Below are 21,568 nucleotides of genomic sequence, written 5' to 3'. Positions count from 1 at the left end.
CCCCGGCGGGCAGCGCGTCAGGATGACGGCATCGGCCCGGGCAAGGGCGGAAAGGGGTTCCCGGAGCGGCCCCCGCGGGAGGACCCGGCCGTTGCCGAAGGGGGCCGTTCCGTCCAGAAGGAGGAGGTTGAGGTCCCGCCTGAGCCTGAGGTGTTGAAAGGCGTCGTCCAGGATGACGACCTCCGGAGCGAAGCGAAAGACGGCCGTCATGCCGGCCGCGTGGCGGTTCCGGCCCACGACCACCGGCACATCCAGACCGGCTGCGATGAGGCTTTCGGCCATCATGAACGGCTCGTCTCCGGCCGCGTCCGCGGTCATGAAGAGAGACCCGCCGTCGCTCACGATGCCGCCTTCGGCCTCGGCCCGGCCCCGGTAGCCCCGGCTCACGATCACCGTGCGGCGCCCGGCGCAGGCGAATTCCCGGGCCAGCCGGAGGGCCATGGGGGTCTTGCCGGTCCCCCCCACGGTGATATTCCCCACCGAGACGACCCCGCAGGGGAGCCGCCTCGACGGCAGGCGTCCGGTCTCATACCAGCGGGCCCGCTCGGCCATGAGCTTGCCGTAGCCCCGGGCGACCGCCGAGAGCGCCCATCCAAGGGCGCCGCCCGCTTTGGGGCGCGGGTCCCGGATGACGGCGTGAATCCGGCTCCGGAGGCGCTTCACGACGGCAGGGCCTCCGCGATCAGGTCAACCGTTCGATCGACGGCCCCCCGGTTGCGGATGACGGTGTCAAGGGCGGCCCGGCCCATGGCGGCCCTGCGGGCGGGGTCGTCCAGGAGGGCCTTGAGGGTTTCGGCAAGCCGCCGTCCGTCCGGGACTTCCAGGGCGCCGCCCGCTTCCATCAGGAGGGCCGCGATTTCCCGAAAATCGCTCATATGGGGGCCGAAGAAGACGGGGACGGCCGCCGCCGCGGGCTCCAGGGGATTGTGACCGCCCCGGTCCACGAGGCTTCCGCCCACGAAGGCCGCGTCGCCCAGGGGGTAAAGGGTGCTGAGAAGGCCGATGCGGTCGACCACCAGGGCATCGAAAGGGGTGTCCGCCCCGTGTTCCACCGCCGTGAGGGTCTGGGCCGCGATCCCCGCCGACAGGAAGATCCGGCGGACTTCCGCGGCCCGGGCCGGGTCCCTGGGGGCTGCGACGAGGCACAGGCCGGGGCAGGCCTCGCGCAGCCGGAGGAAGGCGTCTGCCAGGTGCGTCTCCTCGCCGTCGTGGGTCGATCCCGCGACAAGGATGCGCCGGCCCGGCGCGACGGCGAGCGAACGCCGCATCCGCTGCCCCATATCGTCGGAGATGCCGGAGATGGGCTGATCGAACTTGATATTGCCCGTGACGAGGATCCGGTCGGCCGGGACCCCCAGCCCCGCCCATCTGCGGCCGTCTTCCGCAGACGGCGCCCCGATCCGGGTCAGTTTCAGGAAGACCTTCCGGGTGAAAAAGGACAGGCGGCGGTACCCCGTGTAAGACCGGCGGGAGAGCCGCGCGTTGACGAGGAAGACCGGCACGGCCCGCCGGTTCAGGTCTGCCAGAAAATTGGGCCAGAGATCCGTCTCGATGATCACCATGATATCCGGGGATACCCGGCGGACCACCCGCGCGACCGAGAACGGGAGGTCGTAGGGAAAGAAGAACAGGGCGCGCACGGCATCCTTCAGGAGGCGCCGGGCCGTCAGGAACCCGGTACGTGTGGAGGCGGAGAAGAAGATGTCATGACCGGGGAAGTGCTCCCGGAGCCGACGGACCAGGGGAACGGCCGAGGCCGCCTCGCCCACGGAGAGGGCGTGGACCCAGATCCGCCGGCGATCTATGCCGCTTTTGCCCCGGCCGGGGGGAAGGCCCCGGAGCCCCAGGCGCTCCAGAACGGTGCGGCGCCGCTTTTCGGAACAGAGCACCAGAAGCAGGAGGATCGGAAGCCCCGCAAGGGCGGCGACGGCCAGGGCGAGATTGTAGAGGATCATTTTCTGCGCATCCAGGCGAAGAGAAGGGGAAGCCGCTCGATGTAGACCGGGCGTCCCTGGACCGTCCTCACCAGGAGAATCCAGCCGATGCCGGCGGTGACGATGTTGGGAAGCCACATGCCGATGGCCGGCGGATAGGCCCCGGTCTCCCCCCATACCATGCCCGCGGAAAGCAGCAGGTAGTAGAAGAGGAAAAGGAAAAACCCCAGGGCGAGCCCGAAGGTTTTCCGGGCGGATTTGGACTGGACCCCCAGCGGGACGGCGAGGAGCCCCAGGGCGAAACAGGCGGCGGGGATGGCGAATTTTCTGTGGAATTCCATGAGCCTCCGGTAGTAGCGGAAATCCCTGGACGGCGGATCCTTCAGATGGCTCCGCAGTTCGGACAGGCTCATCTCCTGCTCGTGGGTGGGCTCGTCGGGCAGGCTTTCCATGGCCTGCTTGAGATCGAGCTGGATGTCGTAGGTATCGAAATGAACGGTGTTGACGGACTGCTTTTTGAGGTCGACCTGGTGGATGGTCCCGTTATGGAGCCGAAGGTGAAACAGGAGCCTGTCGGGATCGCTGACCATTTTCCCCAATGGGGCGACCACGGTGACCATGGTGTTCAGGTTGCGTTCATCCTGGATGAACACATCGATCAGCTCCTTTTTTTTCAGATCGATCGTGTTGACATAGAGCATGACCCCCTTGAAGGCGTTGTTGAAGGTCCGCTCCTTGAGGCCGATGTCGATGCTGGATCTCGCGATCTCGATGGTCAGCGCTTTCAGGGAGGTCCGGCTCCAGGGCTGGCCGTAGACGGTCATCACCGCGGTGAGGGCGGCGCCCAGAAAGCAGAAGGCGAAGACGGCCGGAAGAAGCTGGTAGATGCCGACGCCGCCGGCCTTGAGGGCGATGATCTCGTTGTCGCTCGACATGCGGAGGAAGGTCAGGAGGATGGCCATCATCACCGACATGGGCAGGATGAAGACCAGAAAGTACGGCATGGAGAAGACGAGCAGCTTTACGACCACCCACAGGCCCACCTTGTAATTAACGATCATGTCGGTGATGTTGAGGATTTCGGTCAGGAGAAAGACGAACATGAAAAACAGGATGTTGACGGAAAACGGCGGGAACATCTCCTTCAGGACGTACCGGATGATGATGGCATTATATTTCATATCACGTCAAAAGCAGCTCCTGAGTTGAACACGGTCCCTGCAGCCGGCGAGGCGCCGCCGCCTTTTCACCGGAGCCCGGTGAAATTGAAGCGCCTACTGTAATGGGCTTCGCCGTTCAAGTCAATACCGACCTCATCGGCTCCCGCGGCTGCTTCTGGGAATCCGGGAAATCGGGCGCCCCCCGCCGGGGCGGCGGCATCGTCATTCCCGCCTTGCTTTCATGTCGTTTCCGTCGTAAGGATGGCCCTGTCGTCCGCGGGGGAGGGAGAGCCCCCCTGCCTTATCCACGCCGGCATGACCCTCCGCTGCGGCGGCCTTGCCGGACCTATGAAAGCAGTTGCCTCATATGAGCAGTTTTTCCGAGTTGACGCCTGACCGTTTCCTGCCTGCCCTCGAGAAGGCCATCGGCACCGAGTTGACGCCCCTGGCCCGGCCCTTCAAGAGCTACATCAACCGGGTCTACGAGGTCCAGGCGGAGGACAATACCGCCTACATCGCCAAGTTCTATCGCCCGGGGCGTTGGTCCCGCGAGGCCCTCCAGGACGAACACGATTTCCTGGCCGACTGCGCGGAGATCGACATCCCCGTGGTCGGCCCCTTGGACCTCGAAAACGGCAGGACCCTGGGCCGCCTGGGGGAGATTTTTTTCGCGGTTTTTCCCAAGAGGGCCGGACGGCGCTTCGATATCGAGGACGAGGCGTCCTGGCGTCGGGTGGGCGTCCTCCTCGGGCGCCTCCACAACGCAGGGCAGAAGCGACCTGCCCCCGCCCGTCAGCGGCTCCTGCCCGAAACCACCACCGCAGCCTACGTGCGGCAGCTCGTCGGGGACGCGGTCACGCCGTCCTACCGGGACAAATACGGCGATATCTGCGCCCGGATCATCGATGCTGCCGCTCCCCGGTTTGCGGGCCTCGAAACCATCCGCATCCACGGCGATTTCCATGCCGGGAACATCCTCAACCGGCCGGACGACGGCCTGATGGTGATCGATTTCGACGACATGATGAACGGGGTCCCGGTCCAGGATTTCTGGCTGCTTCTGCCCGATCGCTATCCGGCTTCCGACCGTTTCTACCAGCTCCTCCTCTCGGGGTACAGCCAGTTCCGCGACGCGGATCACCGATGGCCCTTTCTGATCGAGGGGCTGAGGGCCATGCGGATGATCTATTTCACGGCCTGGTGCGCCATGCAGCGGGGCGACTATCAGTTCCAGACCCAGTACCCGGACTGGGGCACCGACCGGTTCTGGGCCGGCGAGGTCCAGGACCTCAGGACCCAGTATGCCTGCATGATGGAGGCCCTGTCGGGGTAGGCATCCGGACCAGGCGGAGGACGATGGGGTCTATGATGATCGGCTTTTTATTTTCCTGCCGGGTATGGAGGCATCCATCCCTTCGATAAAATGTTCTTGAACAATTTGATTCAGCTCTTTTTCAAATACGTTGAACGCCGTGAGATTTCGCAGCGGAGAGAAGTCGTCGATAAATTCTGAAATTCTGCGGGCGGCCTGTCGAACGTTGAATTTCTTGAGTCGGCGTCCGCTGAGGCCGCAGGCTGTTTTCAGCACATCATGCAGCAAGGCTTTGGGATCCGGAATGCTTTCGACCCGATTTATTTCCGGCAAAGGAAGCGGGTGGATGCCGTTGGGGTTTCCGGCGGCCTTTCGGATGGCGCTTTCATCAAAGATCAGCCAGGCTTCCTGCATGCGGACCGGTATGACGCAGATAAACGGGACGCTTATGCCTGTTTCGTTCATGGCATCCCGTATCTCTTCCAAACGCATTACGATCGGGGCTTTTTCAGCATCCCGATGGATGAACAGAACATCACAGGGATAATATCTTATCGTTCGACGTATTCTGTTTTCCAAGGTTGACGCCCTTTTTAAAGACCGGCGATCAGGGTACATGGGGTTAATGGCGATTTGGAGGCCGCTTTCCCGCAGCGCCCAGGTCAAAATGGGCATTAAAGCGGCATCGGAATTGCCGTCTGCAAGAAGCGCATACCGCAGCGAGGCCATCAACATTGCTCCTCGAAACCCAGCTGCATCTGTTTAAGGTCCGGCCGATCGATGACCCGACGGGCTTGCTGTTCAGGTGCGAAGGCCGCGTCATCAAGGGAAGCGTGGGCTGTGTCAAGATAGCTTAAGAGCCGCCCCAAAGGCACAGGATGGATTTTTGGCTCTGCTTCCGAACGCCATGTGTCGGGCAGCCAGCTGAAGAAACATCCCTTGAGCCTATTCCGGTTCTTTATGACCTCTTTTAGTTCGGCAACCAGGAGGCTGCCCTCCGGAACCAGTTTCACAACGGAGGGCGAATGTGTGTTGATGATCACCTGGCGCAAAGGGTTGTCCGGCCCGACGGATTCATTGGCGTCGGTAGCGATATCCTTGAGGAGCTCCAGAATTGCCGGTATCCGGTCCGGGTGAATTCCATTTTCCGGCTCTTCGAGGCATATAAGACCGGTGGATTTTGGATCGGCTTGAAGAACCGCCAAGGCCAAAAACCGCAGGGTTCCATCGGAAAGCGAGCGCGCGGGGTGGATGGTTTGCAGGCTGTCCATGATATTGAGCGTCAAGAGCTGGCGCTTTTCATCCCTATCTATGGTTACCGAATAAACATCATCGATCAACTCACTTAGTCGATGGGTGATTTGGTCATAAACCCATGTTTTCGGAGCATTGTTTTGATGCTTCATTTGATGACTTTTTGATAAAGCATACAGGGTGGCCGGCAAGTGCGAGCCGTTGGCTCCCATTCCGGGCGGGGTTGTAAAATCGTCTGGTTCCCTTAGCGCGGAAGGTTCGAGTTGCAGAAGCCGCCAGGATTGAATTTCCTTTCTGACAATCAGTGCGGTTGGACTTTCTGTGGCATTGACCGTGGACAACACGGTTCTGGGCAACTTGTCTGCAAGAATTTTTTTTGGGCGACCCCCTCCACCATCTTGATGAAGTTCGATGATATTTTTTTTCTCGTTTTTATCCTCCGGACCTTTTCCGTTTTTATCCTCTGTAGATATAAAGGGCGCAGTTCGTCTTCCCTCTAGGACCGATTTTCTCCATGAACTTACCTTATGAGGGAATTTCAGACAGTTTGGTGCATCACCTAAATTGACTCGCTCAAGTTTTTCTTCAATGATCTCAAGAGATCCAAGAGAGGAAAGATTTTCATCCGTTCGATAGGCCAACTTCAATGCATACCTTACAAAGGTAATCGATGCCTTGGCTGTTTGCCCCAGATCGTCGATACCCTCTTTTGGTATGATCATTTCCGCTTCAAACGTCATGGTTTTGCTGAAGTTGTCCCCGGAACGGTGAAATATATTGCGGATATCTGATGTTTTCCCCTTTGCATCACGAACTGACAGAGCCGCATTGAGGAGAGTGTCGTTGGACAAGGCGCTCAAAAACCGAATGGCGTCAAATAGGTTCGACTTGCCGACACCGTTTGCGCCTGCAATGCAGGTAAACGGGCCAAAGCGGACATCCACATCCACAAGGTTTTTAAAGCCGGTAACTTTGAGGCGCGTGAGCATACCCCCTCCGTTATTTGGTGGTTAAGACGATTTGATCAGTTTCATGATCGCCTCGGTGTCCACGTGCTTCTCCAAATGTTCGGCCAGGCGGTCGTACTCCCGGTCCCGGGCCGCGGGGCCGGCCGGCGTGCCCGCCGTGTCGACATGGGCGAGGCCCACGGCGTCGAGCCATCGCCGCGTGACAGCCGGGGTGTCGAAGAGGCCGTGCATGTAGGTGGCCATGATCCGGCCGTCGTCGCTGACGCAGCCGTCCTGGTCGTTTTCGGGCGCCCGGCCGTTCTGGGACAGCACCGCGAAGAGGGGCGATCCCCCCAGCCGGTCGGTCCGGCCCATGTGGATTTCGTATCCGGTGCCCTCGACATCCCCCCAGGCGAACCGGCTCAGGGTCGTGGTCTTGGGGGCCATGAGGGTGGTTTCCACCGGCAGGAGCCCAAGCCCCTCGGAGGTGCCGGGGGCGCCCTCGAGGCCGTGGGGGTCGTGTACGAAGCGCCCCATGAGCTGGTATCCGCCGCAGATGCCAAGGATGCGGCCGTCCTGTTCTGCATAGGTGGCGAGCTTTCGGCCCCAGCCCGTCTCCTTGAGCCAGTCCAGGTCGAACCGGGTGTTCTTGGATCCGGGCAGGATCACGGCCGCGAAGCCCGAGAGGTCCTGCACCTTTTCGATGAAGAAGAGATCTATTCCCGGGAGGGCCGAGAGGGGGTCGAAATCCGTGAAATTGGAGATGTGGGGGATGCGGACCACGGCGACGGCGGGTGTTTCTCCTTTTTCCCGATAGACGGCGGGCGGGCTCTCGATGACCACCGAATCCTCGGCCTCGATGGTGATGTGGGTGTACCAGGGCAGCACCCCGAAGACCGGCTTTCCGGTTTTGGCTTCGATCCATTTCACCCCGTCGTCGAAGAGCCGGATGTCGCCCCGGAAGCGGTTGACGATGAAGCCCGAGATGCGGTCCCGACGCTCGGGCGGCAGGCATTCCAGGGTGCCCACGAGCTGCGCGAATACGCCGCCCCGGTGGATGTCGGCGATGAGGATCACCGGCGCGTCGGCATACTCGGCCATGCGGAAATTGACGATGTCGTGGGCCATGAGGTTGACCTCGGCGCACGACCCGGCCCCCTCCATCACCACCAGGTCGTACTGATCGCGGAGCCGGTCGAGAGAGCGGCACGCGGCGTCGAAGAGATGCGCCTTCCGGGTGTGGTATTCGCTCGCGGTCTGGTTGGCCACGGCCTCGCCCATGAGGACCACCTGGCAGCCCACGTCCGTGGTCGGTTTGAGCAGGATGGGGTTCATGTCCACGTGGGGCGGAATCCGGGCCGCCTCGGCCTGGACGATCTGAGCACGGCCCATCTCGAGCCCCTCGGGGGTAACCCCGGAGTTGTTGGACATGTTCTGGGCCTTGAAGGGCGCCACCGAGAGGCCCCGGTTCAGAAAAAAACGGTTCAGTGCTGTCGCCACGACGCTCTTGCCCACGTCCGAGCCCGTGCCGAACGCGGCGATGCAGGGGGCTTTGGGTTGATGTCGGCAATTCATTCCGTTATCCCGCCTTCTTCTCGTCCAGATCGTATTTCGTTGCGTAGCCCCGGGGGGTGATCATGTGGCCCAGGTATTCGAAGGTGCTGCTGTTGCCGACAAAGACGGTGGTCTGCATGTCGACCTCGGCCAGGTGGAGGTCGCTCAAAGTCGTGATCACGACCCGCTGGTTGTCCCGCATGGCGCCGGTGACGATCCCCACCGGGGTGCCGGGCGTGCGGTGCCGTAAAATGATCTTCTGGGCGGTTTCGAGGTGATCGCTCCGCCGTTTGCTCCTGGGGTTGTAGATGGCGATGACGAAGTCGGCGGAGGCGGCCGCGTCGAGCCGTCGTTCGATGAGTTCCCACGGGGTGAGGAGGTCGCTCAGGCTGATGGCGGCAAAATCATGGGTGAGGGGGGCGCCCAGGAGGGAGGCGCCCGCGGCCAGGGCCGGGATGCCGGGGATGACCTCGATGAGGAGCGCTTCGTCGCCCGCTGCGGGGGCATCCATACGGGGAGCCCGGATGGTGATCCCCTTCTTCTGGCACATCTCGAATACCAGGCCGGCCATGGCGTAGATGCCCGCGTCCCCGCTGGAAACGATGGCGCAGGACTCGCCCGCGAGGGCGGTCTCGATGGCGGCCTCCACCCGCTCCACCTCCCGCTTCATGGGGGTCTGGATGATCTTTTTGCCGGCGATGAGCGGCTGGATCAGGTCGATGTAGGTGGTGTATCCGGCGACGGCGGAGACCTCCTGGAGCACGTCGTGGGCTCGAAGGCAGAGGTATTCCGGCCCGCCCGGGCCGATGCCGATGACATAGAGGAGATTCGGGCCACGGCCGCCGTCGCGTTTTTCGTGTTCTGTTTGGGAACAATCAACTCCCCGTTCCTGGCTGCCAGGATTGCCGCTGCTTCGCATACGCTTTTGACTCCGATGTGTTTTTCCACCATGGCCGATGGCGTGGCGATGGCGGATACCTGTTTGAGGGTTTCCCGGTCGAAGAAAACCAGGGGGATTCCCAGGGATTCTGACAGGGTGACGAGCCCCGCCTCGTCCTGCTTGATGTCCACGCTGGCCAGGGTAAAGACGCTCCGGGGGGAGAGCCTGAACCGTTCCAGGGTTTTTAGGAGCAGCGCCTTCATCTCGTCGGCGGCGGTGTTCCGGTTGCACCCGATGCCCACCGCGAGGGAACGGGGACGCAATATCAGAACCTGCCGGGGCAGGTCAACTACGCTGTCGTCCACATAGATATCGGGGGCGGGGCCCGGGGCCTCACCGGGCGTGGTGGTGCCGTCGTCCCGGGCCAGGGTTTCCGGCGGCAGGCAGTCCCGGACCAGGCCGAAGGGGTCGTGGAGCCGCACCGGCCGTCCGGTGAGGAAGGCCATGCTCACGTGTTTGATGGCGCCGGGGTTTTCGATGGCGAGCCCCAGTTCGCAGGCCAGGGTGTCGATGGCGGGAAGCTGGTTGATGTCCGTGGCCGTGGTGATGACGGGGACGGCGTCGATGGCCTCCGCCGCCCGCCGGGCCAGGGCGTTGGCCCCGCCGATATGGCCGGCGACGAGGCTGATGGCGTGGACACCCAGTTCGTCGATGACCACCACCGCCGGGTCGACGGTCTTGTCCCGCAGGAGGGGGGCGATTATCCGGACCACGATCCCGGTGGACATGATGAAGAGGTGGCCGTCGTGGCGGCTGAACTGTTCGGAGACGGCGGAGGAGAGTCGCTCGAACCTCCCGGCCGGCCATGCGGCGGGCATAAGCCCGACGGCCGCAGAGAGATAGACCGAGGCCCCCGGAAAGGCACGCCGAAGCCTTTCGGCCAGGCGGACCCCGTTGGGCGTGATGGCCCAGATGCCGATGTTATCCATGATGACCATCCATGACCGGAAAGGGTGATCTCCGCTCAATCCATGCCGTAGGCTGCAAGCTTTCTCCGCAGGGTGTTGAGACCGATGTCCAGGTGCCGCGCCGTCCGGCTCTTGTTCCGGTCGAACCGCCGGTAGACCTTTAAAATATGCTCTCTTTCGAGCTGGGCAAGGGTGATGACCGGGCCCGGGTCCCGGGGCGGTTCAAGATCGGGTGCGCGCTTTCCGGCCCGCAGGGCTTCGGGAAGGCATCCGGCAAGGATCGGGCCGCTCTGGGCCAGGTTCACCGCGGACTGGATGATGGACCGGAGCTCGCGGATGTTGCCCGGATAATCGTAGTTCATGAGCAGGGCCATGGTCTGGACGTCCACCCGGCATCGCTGGCCCTCCCCGCAGAATTCGTCGAGGAAGAGGTTGATGAGGGGCGGGATGTCCGCCCGCCGGTCGCGAAGGGGGGGGAGGTGAAGCCACCCGCCCCGAAGGCGGTAGTAGAGGTCCTGGCGGAACCTTCGCTGCTCGATGAGCTGTTCCATGTCCTCGTTGGTGGCGGCGATGATCCGTACGTCGGTCCGGCGGGGCTGGTTGGTCCCGATGGTCATGTACTCGCCGTCCTGGAGGACCCGGAGGAGCTTTCCCTGGAGGGCCATGGGCAGGATGCCGATCTCGTCCAGGAAAAGGGTGCCGCCGTCGGTATGCTCCAGATAGCCCACGCGGGCTTTGTCCGCGCCGGTGAAGGCCCCCTTGGCATGGCCGAAGAACTCCGCGTCGAAGAGGCTCTCGGTGACGGCGGCCATGTTGACCGTCGTCATGGGGCGGCCCGCCCGGGAGCTGGCCCGGTGGACGGCCTTGGCCAGGAGCTCCTTGCCCGTGCCGCTCTCCCCGGTGATCAGGATGGGCACGTCGCTGTGGGCGTGGAGTTCCGCCTCCTTGAGGACCTTGAGGACGTTTCGGGAGCGGGTGACGATCCCCCTGAAGGGCGATGTGCGGGTCAGTTCGGGCAGGGATTTCTGTTTGTCGATGTCAAGGAGGTCCAGGAGGTGCTTCCGCTCCAGTGCCCGCTTGACCGAGAGGGCTAAGCTCTCCTTGGACACGGGTTTGACGAGGTAGTCGTAGGCTCCCTTCCGGATGCAGGCGACGGCGATCTGGACCTCGTTGACCGCCGTCACCATGATGCACTCGGTGTATGGGCTGGTGTTCTTGATCCGGTCGAGAAGGGCCATGCCGTTCAGGTCCGGCATGTTCATGTCGATGAGGGCCAGGTGGAAGCGCTCGCCGTCGGCGAACCGCCGGGCGGCGGCAAGGGGGTCGGCTTCGCCGGTGATGTCGTGAAAGCCCTCGATGGTCAGCCTTCGCCGGAGAAGATCGAGGTAGTCGGGGTCGTCGTCGATCAGGAGGATTCTGTCGTCCATGGTCCGTTGTTTTACCGAATCTCGTGGGTGCACGCCAGGTGGACGGCATGCCGTCCACCTGCATCATCAACATACAGACAGGGAGGTAGCACATCGTTGAATCGAAAGCAAACATCATTCCAGAATGGCATATGCCAGAATGGCACTGCTTTAAATAACTATTTGAAATCAAATCGGTTAACTGACAATATGCGCCAAAATGGCATGGCTGTGGCCGAAAGCTGCGCACCCCCTCCGATGCCGCCGGTGCTTTGGTGGGCGGGGATGGGATGATTTTCGGGGGTCGACGGTTTTCCCGATATGCCGCAGGAGCAGGGTGCGCCGCCGCCAGGTCCCCGTTATTCTGGGGGGTGGGAGTGGGACGGGCAGGATATGGCACGCTGTTTGCTTTTAGTCAGGGCAACAAGTTGAAATCAACAGCGGTCGAAAGCTTACATGTTTGAGGATACCCAAAATAAGGAGGAAAAGCCATGAGTCAGAAAACCGTACTGGTCGTTGATGACGAGCCCGACGTGATCTCCATCGTGGGGGGAAGACTGAGAAAAGCCGGCTTTGCCGTGGAGGCGGCCTACAACGGGGTGGAAGCCATCGAGAAGGTGAAGGCCAAACGCCCGGACTGCATCGTCCTGGACGTCATGATGCCCGAGAAGGACGGCTATGAGGTCTGCGCGGAGTTGAAGAAGAATCCGGCTTTTTCGGACATTCCCATCGTCATGCTGACGGCGGTGGCCGATCACGTCTCCTCGACCCGCTACTCCCATTTCGACGGCATCAGCATGGAGGCCGACGATTACATTCCCAAGGGGCCGGATTCCACCGAGCAGATCGTCCAGAGCGTAAAGGACCTGTTGGCCTGATCGCCCCTATTCCGCCGCGCCGGCAATAGGGGTAGCGCATCCGAAACAGGGCATCCGAATCAGGATGCCCTGGGCGATGCCGCGTCGCCTTGGACAAGGCCGGGCGGCGGCGGGCATACGAGGGGTTCTGTTTTCTCCAAGGGCAGGCGCACGGTGAACGTCGTGCCCTGGTCCACCCGGCTCTCCACGGTGATGGTGCCGTTCATGGCGTCCACCAGGCTTTTCACGATGGGCAGCCCCAGTCCCGTCCCGGTGATGAACCGTGTCTTCTCGTTCTTGACCCGATAGAACCGTTCGAATATCTTGCCAAGGTATTTCTCGTCGATCCCAAACCCGGTGTCTGAAACCTCGACCTGGATCCTTCCCCCCTCGCTGATTGCCGTCACCGTGATGCTGCCGCCTTCCGGGGTGTAGTTGATGGCGTTGGTGACCAGGTTCCCGAAAATGCTTTCCAGCCCCATGGGATCGGCGGTGATCGTCGGCATCGGCGTCTCGGGCAGGACGGCGGTGAGCGTCTGGCGTTTGGCGCCCGCGCGGGCCCCCAGAAAATCGACGATGCTTCTCAGGAGGTCGTCCAGCCTGACCGGGACGGGTTCGTGGGTGATGGCCCCGGATTCGAGGCGGGAGAGGTCCAGAAGATCCCCGATCAGGGAGATCAGCCCCTGGGTTTTTTCCTTGGCCCGGGAGAGGAGGTACTGCTCCTCCTCCTTATCGGCGCCCGTGTCGTTTTCCATCATGTCGCCCAGCACCATGGCCAGCTGCTCGTGGATGGTGGAAAGGGGGGAGCGCAGCTCGTGGGTGACCTTGGCAACGAATTCGCTTTTCAGCTGATCGAGGACCTTCATGGTGGTGATGTTCACCAGGGTGATGACGGCCCCGATGCATTCGCCGTCCTCGCCCATGACCGGCCGGCCCTTGGCCATGAGGTAGGTGTTGTTGGGCAGGGCCAGTTCATAGCTCGGGGGGTCGTCCGTTGCGGAATACTTCCCCTGGGAGATGTCCATGACCAGATCGCAGAAGCCCTTGTCATCGACGTAGGCCTCGATCCGTTCTCCGGTCATCCGGCAGGGATCGATGCCCATCAGGTGGAAAAAAGACGGGTTCACCAGGACCACCTGGCCACGCACGTTGGTCACCACCAGCCCGTTGGGAAGGGATTCCAGGATGGTGCGGATCCGGCTTTTTTCCATGCCCAGATCCAGGAGGGTCTTCCGCCGCTGCGCCTCCAGCATCTCCGTTTCCATGGTCAGGACCAGCTTCTCCCGGGCCCGGTCGACGACCATCCTGAGGTGCTCGGGTTCGAAAGGCTTGGGGATGAAATCGTAGGCCCCCTGCTTCATGGCCTCGATGGCCGTCTCAATGGTGGCGAACCCGGTGATGATGATGACCAGGATCGACTCGTCCTCCTCCCGGATGTGCCGGAGAACTTCCAAGCCGTCCATCCCCGGCATCTTGAGGTCCAGCAGGACGATGGAGATCATCTCCTGCTTGATGATGTCGAGCCCTGCCTGCCCCCGGTTCGCCGCGAAGGTCTTGAAGCCCATCCGGTTGAGGATCCGCTGGCAGGCAAACCGGATGCCGTCCTCGTCGTCGATCACCAGTACGTTCATTTGATCCATAATTGATCATCCTCGGTGGTTGTTGACCCATCAAACTTGTTCGATCAGAGCCTTGCTGAAATATTTCACCTCAAACGTCATTTCCCTGATCCGGATTCTGGGGCAGGTCCAGGGGGAGTTCGATCGTAAAGACGGCCCCGCCCTCCGGCCGGTTCCTGGCTTCGATCATGCCGTTGTGCTCCTTGATGATGCTGTAGGCCAGGCTCAATCCGAGGCCGGTGCCTTCCCCCTCGTCCTTGGTGGTATAGAAGGGGTCGAAGATGTGCGGTCGGATATCGTCGGGGATGCCCGGCCCGGTGTCCGTGATTTCGATCAGCACCCGGTTTTTTTCAGGGAGAAGTTCGGTCTTCAGGGTCAGCACGCCCTTTCCGGCCATGGCCTGGGCCGCGTTGATGATGAGGTTCATGAAGACGTGGTTCAACTGCTGGATATCCCCGGGCACCATGGGAAGATTATCGGAAAAGGCCCGCCGGATTTCGATGTTGTGAAAAAGGGTCTGTTTGTCCAGCAGGAAGAGGGTCCTCGAAAGGGCGACGTTGATGTCGTGGGGCTTGATCTGATACCGGGTCTGGCGGGCGAATTCGAGAAGCTCCTTGACCGTGTCGCGGCAGCGCTGGGCATCCTTCAGAATTCGGGAAAGGTCCTCCCGGATGGCGTCTTCCAGGTCATAGTCCTCGAGCACCAGCTTGGTGAACAGGGTGATGCTGCCCAGGGGGTTGTTGAGCTGGTGGGCGACGCCGGCGGAGAGTTTGCCCAGGGAGGCCATCTTGTCGGCCTGGAGGAGCTGGAGGCGCGTTTTTTCCAGTTTTTCCTTCATGCCGAGTTCCTCCCGGAGATCGTGGAAGAAACCGATGGTCGCGACCTCGTCCTTGCCGTCGTAGACGAGGGCGGCGTTCAGGCGGATGGGGACGATCGTGCCGTTTTTATGCTGAATGTCCAACTGGTAGAACTTCAGCTTGCCTTTGCCCCCGTGATCCTTGCTCCGGAGCTTCCTCATGATCTCGTAGGCGATATCATCCTTTGGATAGATATCCCAGATCATGAGCTTGTGAAGCCCTTCGTACATGCTGTAGCCGGTGATCTCCACGGCGGCGTCATTGAAGATGAAGATCTTTCCCTTGCGGTCGGCGGCGATCACCCCGTCCACGGAGCTCAGGATGATGTTCTTGAGGAATGCGTTGGAGCGCTGGAGCTTCTCTTCGAGCCCCTCCACGAAGGGGATGTCGAAGTCGAGCATGGCGATGGCGTCCACCATCCCATCCCCCTCTTCATCCTTCGGGGGCAGGGGATAAAAATAGTGGCAATAGTTTTTTTTCTGGGTGAGGAAGCTCGATTTATGAATGACGGCGGGCGCGCGGGTTTCGGCAATCATGCCCAGGGGGCAGTCCTCACAGGGCATGTCGCTGTTCCAGAGCATCTCGTGGCAGGGGCGTCCGATGATATCCGTCTTGAAACGGCTTTTGGCGAACTGGTTGGCGGCGAGGATGACATGATCCGGGGAAACGACGATGATCCTTCGCTTAAAGGCATCGATGGCCCGAATCAGGTACTCCTTTTCGGTGTCGCTGTGCATGCGCCCTCTCCTCAATTGGATGTGTCGGCCGGTCGTCTGGATTGACGGGTATGCAGGGCGGAATATATCGGAAGGAGTTGATATAATCAATGAATAAAGAATGGCGCAAAAGAGAATAAATCCTGTTCAGTCGATCGGGTCGGGCGGACGGCTGGGCGATCCGCCCTTCAGGAAGCCCGCTCCGGCGGCACCCGGGTGGGAGGCTCTGTGAAGGCCTTATGAACCAGGTCGTTGGTTCGGCCGCCCCGATCGAGGGTGACGACGGCCCGGCTGTTGGGCTGGGCCAGGGCCAGGATCTCTCCGGATTCGGTCGCGATGCGGCGGATCACGTCGGGAGCGGGCGGCCCCTTTCTGGTAAATACCCGGACCGGTTCGCCGGCCGCGACCCTGTTGCGGACATCCAGGAGGATGTCGGTCTCCGAAAGGCGCGCCAGAACCTTCCCCGCGAAATCCTGCCGGATGCCCTCCCCGGGCGGATCGTATCCGGGGACGACCTGGTCGGGGTCGCCCAGGTAGAAGCCGGTGCAGTATCCCCGGTGGTTGACGCCGGCGAGAGTCTCCCGCCAGTCCGACCGGACGGCGTAGGGACGGTCGCCGGAGGATGAAAGGCAGGCGTCGATGGCCTCCCGGTAGACCTTGACCACCGAGGCGAGATAGTTGACGCCCTTCATCCGCCCCTCGATCTTGAAGGAGCGGACCCCGGCGGCCGTCATGGCCGGGATGTGGTCGATCATGCAGAGGTCCCGGGAGTTGAAGACGTACGCCCCCCGGTCGTCCTCCAGGATCGGGTAATACTGGCCGGGCCGCTTCGCCTCCATCAGGGTGTAATGGAACCGGCAGGGGTGGCTGCAGCGACCCTGGTTGGCGTCGCGCCGGGTCAGGAAACTGCTGAGCAGGCAGCGCCCGGAGTAGGAGATGCACATGGCGCCGTGGACAAAGGCCTCGATCTCGATGTCGACGCCGTCAGCGATCTCCCGGATTTCTTCAAGGGAGAGTTCCCGGGCCATGTTGAGGCGGCTTGCCCCCATCTCCCGCCAGAAGCGGGCCGCGCCGATGCTGGTGATGTTGGCCTGGGTGCTGATGTGGATCGGGGTGCCCGGGAGGATGCGCCGGGCCGCGGCGAATATGCCGGGGTCGGCGATGATCACGGCGTCGGGTCCAATACCGCCCAGGGTGTCGAGATAGGATTCAATCCCTTCCTGGTCGCGGTTCCGGGGATAGACGTTGCAGGCCACATAAACCCGGACCCCTTGCCGGTGGGCCCAGGCGACGGCCCGGGCCATCTCCGCCGGCGTGAAATTCCCGGAGAAGTTTCTCAGGCTGAAGGACTTGCCCGCCAGGTAGACGGCGTCGGCGCCGTAATGGACGGCAATCTCGAGCTTCTCGAAGTTTCCGGCCGGTGCGAGCAGTTCTACTCCGGGGGCGGGGATGTCGGGAGTCATGGGAGGAGCCGTCACGGAGACGTTGCTTCCGGCGCGCTGCCGGTGAGGATCCACACCGGGTTGTGCGGGGCGAGCCGGTCGCCCCAGGGCATCTTCTTCCCCGCGCTGATCTGGACCTGGACGACCTCGGTCTCGAACCCCAGCCCGGCGAAGGCCGTGAGGGCCGCGTCGATGTTCTGGAGCAGGACCGTGTTCACCACCATGACGCCCCCGGGCCGTAGCCGCAGCGCCGCGGCCGCGATGATCCCCGGGAGGTCTTTGCCGCCCCCCCCGATGAAGACCCGGTCGGGCGCGGGCAGGTGCTCCAGGCCCTCGGGCAGCGACAGGTGCGCGATCTCCATCCGGCTGATCCCGAACCGGTCCCGGTTGGCCCGGATATGGGCGATCCGCCGGGGGTCCCGCTCCACCGCCACGATGCGGCCGGTCCGGATGAAGAGGCCGGCCTCGACGGACACGGACCCGCTCCCCGCGCCGAGGTCCCACAGGACGAGGTCGGGCCTGGAAAGGCGGAGTTTGGACAGCGTGACGGCACGGACCTCGGGCTTGGTGATGAGGCCGCGTTCGTGGACAAAGGCCGCCTCCGGCATGCCGGGGTGGAGCGGGGGTGTCGATCCGGGCCGCTGGGGCGGCGTGCGGTGCAGGATGACGACATTGGGCGACCGGAAGGTCTTTCCGGCGGCATCCTCCAGAGGGACCCATGCGGCGGTTTCATCGTCCGCCCCGAGGGTTTCTGCCACGCACATCTCGAAATCCGTGAAGCCGCGCGCGATCATGAAGCCGGCCAGCCAGGCCGGGGTATGGACCGGGTCGGTGAGCAGTCCGATCTTGTGGTGCCCCACTAAGGCATCGAGGAGGGTGTCGTCGTCGCGGCGCCCGTGGAGGCTGATGAGGCGGGCGTCGCTCCAGGGCATGCCGATCTGCGCGAAGGCTGCGGAGAGGGCCGTGATATTGGGCAGGATGCGCACCCGGTCCGTCCCGAAGGCGTTGAGGATCGCCGATCCGATGCCGTAGAAGAGCGGGTCTCCGGAAGCCAGGACCACGACTTTTTTCCGGTCCATCCGCGCCTGGATGAAGGCAATGACCTCGGGGATGTCGCGGGCAATCTCCTTTCGCTCCGTCCCGGCATCCGGGAAAAAGGCCAGGTGCCGTTTTCCGCCGACGAGGACATCGGCGCCCTCGATCCGCCGGAGATGCTCCGCGGTGAGGTCCCTCGGGGAGAGGCCCATGCCGATCACGGTCACGGGGATCATGCGGGGCCTTCTTCCGCGTCAAAAATGGGGCTGCCGTCAAAATCGAAGACCACGCCGCGGACCCGGAGCCCTCCCCCGGAAAACCGCCGGGCGGCCCAGATCATGCCGCGGCCTACGCGGGCGATGAGGGCCGGGTGCGCGTCCCGGATGAAGTCGAAGGCGTGTCGGGCGGTGTTGGCCCGGGCGACCCGGTCTGCGAAATCGGGGTCTCCGCTGAGTTCGAGTGCCCATTCTGAAAGGCGCTGGAGGGTCATGGCCGATTTTGCCGCGTGGGTGTGGGGGACCCCCTGGGCCATCTTGACCGCTTTGCCGAAGAACACGGCCATCCGCACCTCCCGGAACCCCATGGATGCGGCTGTGGAGAGGGAGGCTTCGAAAAAATCCCCGATCTGCACGAAGGCCGTTTCGGGCTGGTCCGGCCAGAGCGCCTGGGCGAACCGTTCGCTGCGCCGTCCCGTGGTCATGACGACGGCGTCGATCCCCGCGGCCCGGGCCACGGACAGGGCGGACCGGATGGTGGCGACATAGGCGTCGTGGGACATGGGCCGGACGATGCCCGTCGTGCCCAGGATGGAGATGCCGCCCAGGATCCCGAGGCGGGCGTTCAGGGTCTTTCGGGCCAGGGCCGCGCCTTCGGGCGCGAAGATCTCGATACAGACCCCGCCCGTGTAGGGGCGGGCCGAAAGGGCGTCGGCCACGGCCTCGCGGATCATCCGCCGGGGCCCGGGGTTGATGGCGGGCTCCCCGGGGGCCACGTCGAGGCCCGGTTGGGTGACCTTCCCCACACCCGTCCCGCCGGTGAGGCGGATATGCCAGGCCCCGGTTCCCGGCAGGATCACCTCCCGACCCGGCAGGTGCCCCGGGAGGGTTTCGGGTGTCCCTTCCGCGAACCTTACCCTGGCGCCGATCACCGCGCCGTGGGTGACGTCTGGGTCATCCCCGGCGTCCTTGACGACGGTGCACTCGGCCCCGCCGTCGGCGGTGGTTCGGCAGGCGTGGATTTTTATGGTAAGCATGCCCCCGCTCAGGATGGGGATCTCCACCGATGCCGGCGTACCGCCGGTGAGAAGCCGGAAAAGCGCTCCCTTGGTCGCGGCGGCCGCGGCCGCGCCCGTGGTGAAACCCGAGCGGAGCCTGGATGCCGGTCCGGGGCTCACGAAGTCCGGCCGGCCAGGATCAGGAGGGCGTTGACGACGCTGGCCGCGACGTTGGAGCCGCCCTTGCGCCCGATGTTGGTGATGTAGGGGACGTCCATCCCGAGAAGCTCCGCCTTGGATTCCGCCGCGTTGACAAAACCGACGGGCAGTCCGATGACCAGGGCGGGGAGGGCCTGTCCTTCGCGGATCTGTTCGATGAGTTGCAGGAGGGCCGTGGGCGCATTTCCAACAACATAAATGCTTCCCGTCATGAGGGGAAGGGCCATGTCGACCGCCGCCCTGGCGCGGGTGATGCCCGCCTTTTCGGCGTACATCCGGACGTCGGACCGGCCGATGAGGCAGGCGACGCTCCCGCCGTAGGACTCGACCGCCGCCTTGCGGATGCCGGCCATGGCCATCTCCGTGTCGGTGATGATCGCGCTGCCGCCCCGGATCGCAGCGATGCCCCGCGATACGGCAAGGGGGTGAAAACGGACGGTTTCCATGTACTCGAAATCGGCCGACGTGTGGATCATGCGCCGGACGATCTCCCACTGGGCGGCGTCGAAATCGTGGGCCGCAGCCTCGCGGTCGATGATCTGAAAACTCAGGGATTCAATCTCTTGGGGTTTCAACGTGAGCGGTTCCTTTCGTGGCGGTAGGTCCGGCAGGCACAGACAAAATGCCCGGCGGCGTCGGGGCGGCTTCCGAAATGGAGATGGACATAGCTTCCCAGGGTGCGCCGCACCTGGTACCCCTCCCGCGTCTTGGGCCGGCCCAGCCGGTCCGATACGGCGTAGACGGTTTTCCATCCGCCGGCGGCAGGCGTCTCGTCAAGCCCCGAATAGTGGAATTCATGCCCCCGAAGGGTCGTTCCGGCCGGCCCGAGGAGGGTGTCGGCGGACAGGGCAACCTCGCGGTAGCCCAGGGACCGCAGGCTCGGATACATCCGGGTGGCGAAGGGGAAGCAGCCGGTCATGGGGTGGCTGCGGCCGTCCAGGTCCAGGATCTCCCGGCCGAGGTACATGAACCCGCCGCATTCACCGTAGATCGGCATGCCCGCCGTGCTGGATTCCAGAATCCCCCGGCGAAGCCCTGCGTTATCCGCCAGTGCGGCGGCGAAAAGCTCGGGATAGCCCCCGCCGAAATAGAGGCCGTCGAGATCCTCGGGAAGCCCCGGGTCTGACATGGGGGAGAACGGGACGATCTCGGCGCCCCGGGCCGTGAGGAGATCGAGGTTGTCCTGATAGTAAAAACAGAAGGCCTTGTCGGCGGCCACCCCGATCCGGACAGCGGGCTTCCCGGCTGCGGAGCCGCCCGGATCGGGCGTGCCGGGCTGTGGCCCCGCGGGGATGTCCGGGAGCCGGTTCCAGAGGGCGTCCAGGTTCACGTGGGTTTCGATCAACTCGGCCAGCCGGTTGACGGTTTCCGTGGAGGGCGCGTGCTCCTCCCGGGTGACCAGGCCCAGGTGGCGTTCGGGGATGGCGACGGCCTCGTCGCGGGGGATCCCGCCCAGGCACGGCATCTTGACATGGCCCTCCAGGGCTTCCCGGAGATAGTCGAGGTGTCTCGGGCTGCCCACGTTGTTGAAGATCACGCCGGCAAAATCCAAGCCCGGGTCGAAGCTTTCGAAACCGTGGACCAGGGCTGCGGCGCTGCGGGCCATGCTCTTGGCGTCGACGACCAGGACGACCGGGACTCCCGTCCATTTGGCCATCTGAGCCGTGGAGCCGTCCTCGCTCCGTCCGTCGTAGCCGTCAAAAAGCCCCATGACCCCCTCGATGACGGCCACGTCGGCCCCGGCGGAGGCCCGGGCGAATCCGGCCAGGTTGTATTCGCGGGGAAGCATCCACCCGTCCAGGTTCCGGCTGACGGCACAGGCGATGCGGGCATGGTGGCCGGGGTCGATGAAGTCCGGCCCGACCTTGAAGGGCGCCACGGAAAGACCCCGTCTGCGAAAGGCGGCGATGAAGCCCAGCGTGATTGTGGTTTTGCCGCTGCCGCTTTTCGTCCCGGCGATGACGAACCCTTTGATGGCGACCTCCTTAAATGCAAGAAACCAAGTTTAAGAAAACTTGGTTTCGGGGCGATTGAAATCGTGGCGCACCGTTGTAGACCATCGGCTGGAAAAACCGTCATGCGTGAACCGCATCAGCCTCAAGGAAAGGCGCGGGTTTTATCGGGCCCTGCGGATTTGTTGTTGACAGATGCGCAGCGGAAAGATGAATAACAGGGAACCCCGAGGATTTCAAGTC

General features: G+C 63.1%; 19 protein-coding genes. 3 read left to right on the top strand and 16 right to left on the bottom strand.

Features of this window, described 5'->3' with window-relative positions; genetic code table 11:
• From lpxK to lptF, 3 genes are all read right to left on the bottom strand, one after another.
• Positions 1 to 663: tetraacyldisaccharide 4'-kinase (gene lpxK / locus ACEW8N_RS06610; RefSeq protein WP_373499010.1), on the bottom strand; the 663-nt coding region annotated here is incomplete at its 3' end.
• Positions 660 to 1,955 carry a 3-deoxy-D-manno-octulosonic acid transferase gene (locus ACEW8N_RS06605; RefSeq protein ID WP_373499009.1) on the bottom strand — a complete coding sequence of 432 codons (1,296 nt, stop codon included), beginning with the start codon at positions 1,953 to 1,955 and terminating at the stop codon, positions 660 to 662. The genes ACEW8N_RS06605 and lpxK, both read right to left, overlap by 4 nt.
• Positions 1,952 to 3,115: an LPS export ABC transporter permease LptF gene (gene lptF / locus ACEW8N_RS06600; protein WP_373499008.1), complete on the bottom strand. Its 1,164-nt coding sequence runs from the start codon at positions 3,113 to 3,115 to the stop codon at positions 1,952 to 1,954. Before lptF ends, ACEW8N_RS06605 begins: the two co-directional genes overlap by 4 nt.
• 346 nt (positions 3,116 to 3,461) lie before the next feature.
• Between lptF and ACEW8N_RS06595 the strand changes: the two genes are divergently transcribed.
• Positions 3,462 to 4,427: a serine/threonine protein kinase gene (locus ACEW8N_RS06595; RefSeq protein ID WP_373499007.1), complete on the top strand. Its 966-nt coding sequence runs from the start codon at positions 3,462 to 3,464 to the stop codon at positions 4,425 to 4,427.
• 30 nt (positions 4,428 to 4,457) lie between these two features.
• On the opposite strand, the gene ACEW8N_RS06590 is transcribed toward ACEW8N_RS06595, so the two are convergent.
• Genes ACEW8N_RS06590 through ACEW8N_RS06565 form a run of 6 tightly spaced genes read right to left on the bottom strand, consistent with a single transcriptional unit; the run spans position 4,458 to position 11,436 of the window.
• Positions 4,458 to 5,135, bottom strand: a complete 678-nt coding sequence (locus ACEW8N_RS06590; protein ID WP_373499006.1) for a hypothetical protein — start codon at positions 5,133 to 5,135, stop codon at positions 4,458 to 4,460.
• Positions 5,135 to 6,649, bottom strand: a complete 1,515-nt coding sequence (locus ACEW8N_RS06585) for an AAA family ATPase (protein WP_373499005.1) — start codon at positions 6,647 to 6,649, stop codon at positions 5,135 to 5,137. Before ACEW8N_RS06585 ends, ACEW8N_RS06590 begins: the two co-directional genes overlap by 1 nt.
• A 21-nt stretch (positions 6,650 to 6,670) precedes the next feature.
• Entirely contained in the window at positions 6,671 to 8,182 is a 1,512-nt protein-coding gene (locus ACEW8N_RS06580; protein ID WP_373499004.1) for a cobyric acid synthase, read from the bottom strand.
• Positions 8,183 to 8,186: 4 nt separating this feature from the next.
• Positions 8,187 to 8,924 (bottom strand): precorrin-3B C(17)-methyltransferase, encoded by a 738-nt coding sequence (gene cobJ / locus ACEW8N_RS06575; RefSeq protein ID WP_373499003.1) that lies wholly within the window; start codon positions 8,922 to 8,924, stop codon positions 8,187 to 8,189.
• Positions 8,873 to 10,030, bottom strand: a complete 1,158-nt coding sequence (locus tag ACEW8N_RS06570) for a cobalt-precorrin 5A hydrolase (RefSeq protein ID WP_373499002.1) — start codon at positions 10,028 to 10,030, stop codon at positions 8,873 to 8,875. The genes cobJ and ACEW8N_RS06570 overlap by 52 nt, the downstream gene beginning before the upstream one ends.
• 35 nt (positions 10,031 to 10,065) lie before the next feature.
• On the bottom strand, positions 10,066 to 11,436 hold the full coding sequence (locus ACEW8N_RS06565) for a sigma-54-dependent transcriptional regulator (RefSeq protein WP_373499001.1): 1,371 nt from the start codon (positions 11,434 to 11,436) through the stop codon (positions 10,066 to 10,068).
• A 470-nt stretch (positions 11,437 to 11,906) separates the two neighbouring features.
• Here ACEW8N_RS06565 and ACEW8N_RS06560 point away from each other — a divergent pair, with 470 nt between their 5' ends.
• A complete protein-coding gene (locus tag ACEW8N_RS06560; RefSeq protein ID WP_373499000.1) occupies positions 11,907 to 12,293 on the top strand; it encodes a response regulator transcription factor in 387 nt (128 codons plus the stop codon).
• 59 nt (positions 12,294 to 12,352) lie between these two features.
• Here ACEW8N_RS06560 and ACEW8N_RS06555 read toward each other — a convergent pair whose 3' ends face one another.
• The 7 genes from ACEW8N_RS06555 to ACEW8N_RS06525 all read right to left on the bottom strand — a co-directional run bounded on the left by ACEW8N_RS06555 (position 12,353) and on the right by ACEW8N_RS06525 (position 21,291).
• Entirely contained in the window at positions 12,353 to 13,912 is a 1,560-nt protein-coding gene (locus tag ACEW8N_RS06555) for an ATP-binding protein (protein WP_373498999.1), read from the bottom strand.
• A 70-nt stretch (positions 13,913 to 13,982) separates the two neighbouring features.
• Entirely contained in the window at positions 13,983 to 15,485 is a 1,503-nt protein-coding gene (locus ACEW8N_RS06550) for a nitrogen regulation protein NR(II) (RefSeq protein WP_373498998.1), read from the bottom strand.
• A 167-nt stretch (positions 15,486 to 15,652) separates the two neighbouring features.
• Entirely contained in the window at positions 15,653 to 16,942 is a 1,290-nt protein-coding gene (locus tag ACEW8N_RS06545; protein WP_373498997.1) for a U32 family peptidase, read from the bottom strand.
• On the bottom strand, positions 16,939 to 18,177 hold the full coding sequence (cbiE, locus tag ACEW8N_RS06540; protein WP_373498996.1) for a precorrin-6y C5,15-methyltransferase (decarboxylating) subunit CbiE: 1,239 nt from the start codon (positions 18,175 to 18,177) through the stop codon (positions 16,939 to 16,941). Before cbiE ends, ACEW8N_RS06545 begins: the two co-directional genes overlap by 4 nt.
• Positions 18,174 to 19,334 (bottom strand): cobalt-precorrin-5B (C(1))-methyltransferase CbiD, encoded by a 1,161-nt coding sequence (gene cbiD / locus ACEW8N_RS06535; protein ID WP_373498995.1) that lies wholly within the window; start codon positions 19,332 to 19,334, stop codon positions 18,174 to 18,176. Before cbiD ends, cbiE begins: the two co-directional genes overlap by 4 nt.
• On the bottom strand, positions 19,331 to 19,948 hold the full coding sequence (locus ACEW8N_RS06530) for a precorrin-8X methylmutase (protein ID WP_373498994.1): 618 nt from the start codon (positions 19,946 to 19,948) through the stop codon (positions 19,331 to 19,333). Before ACEW8N_RS06530 ends, cbiD begins: the two co-directional genes overlap by 4 nt.
• Entirely contained in the window at positions 19,945 to 21,291 is a 1,347-nt protein-coding gene (locus ACEW8N_RS06525; protein ID WP_373499012.1) for a cobyrinate a,c-diamide synthase, read from the bottom strand. The genes ACEW8N_RS06530 and ACEW8N_RS06525 overlap by 4 nt, the downstream gene beginning before the upstream one ends.
• Here ACEW8N_RS06525 and ACEW8N_RS06520 point away from each other — a divergent pair.
• Positions 21,205 to 21,543: a hypothetical protein gene (locus tag ACEW8N_RS06520; protein WP_373498993.1), complete on the top strand. Its 339-nt coding sequence runs from the start codon at positions 21,205 to 21,207 to the stop codon at positions 21,541 to 21,543. The two genes, ACEW8N_RS06525 and ACEW8N_RS06520, sit on opposite strands and share 87 nt — an antisense overlap.
• Positions 21,544 to 21,568 lie beyond the last annotated feature (25 nt).

Source organism: Desulfococcus sp., from assembly GCF_041737845.1.
Classification (GTDB): Bacteria; Desulfobacterota; Desulfobacteria; order Desulfobacterales; family Desulfococcaceae; genus Desulfococcus.
The sequence above is the reverse complement of the archived record's forward strand: the minus strand, read 5'-3'. Positions and strand labels throughout refer to the sequence as shown.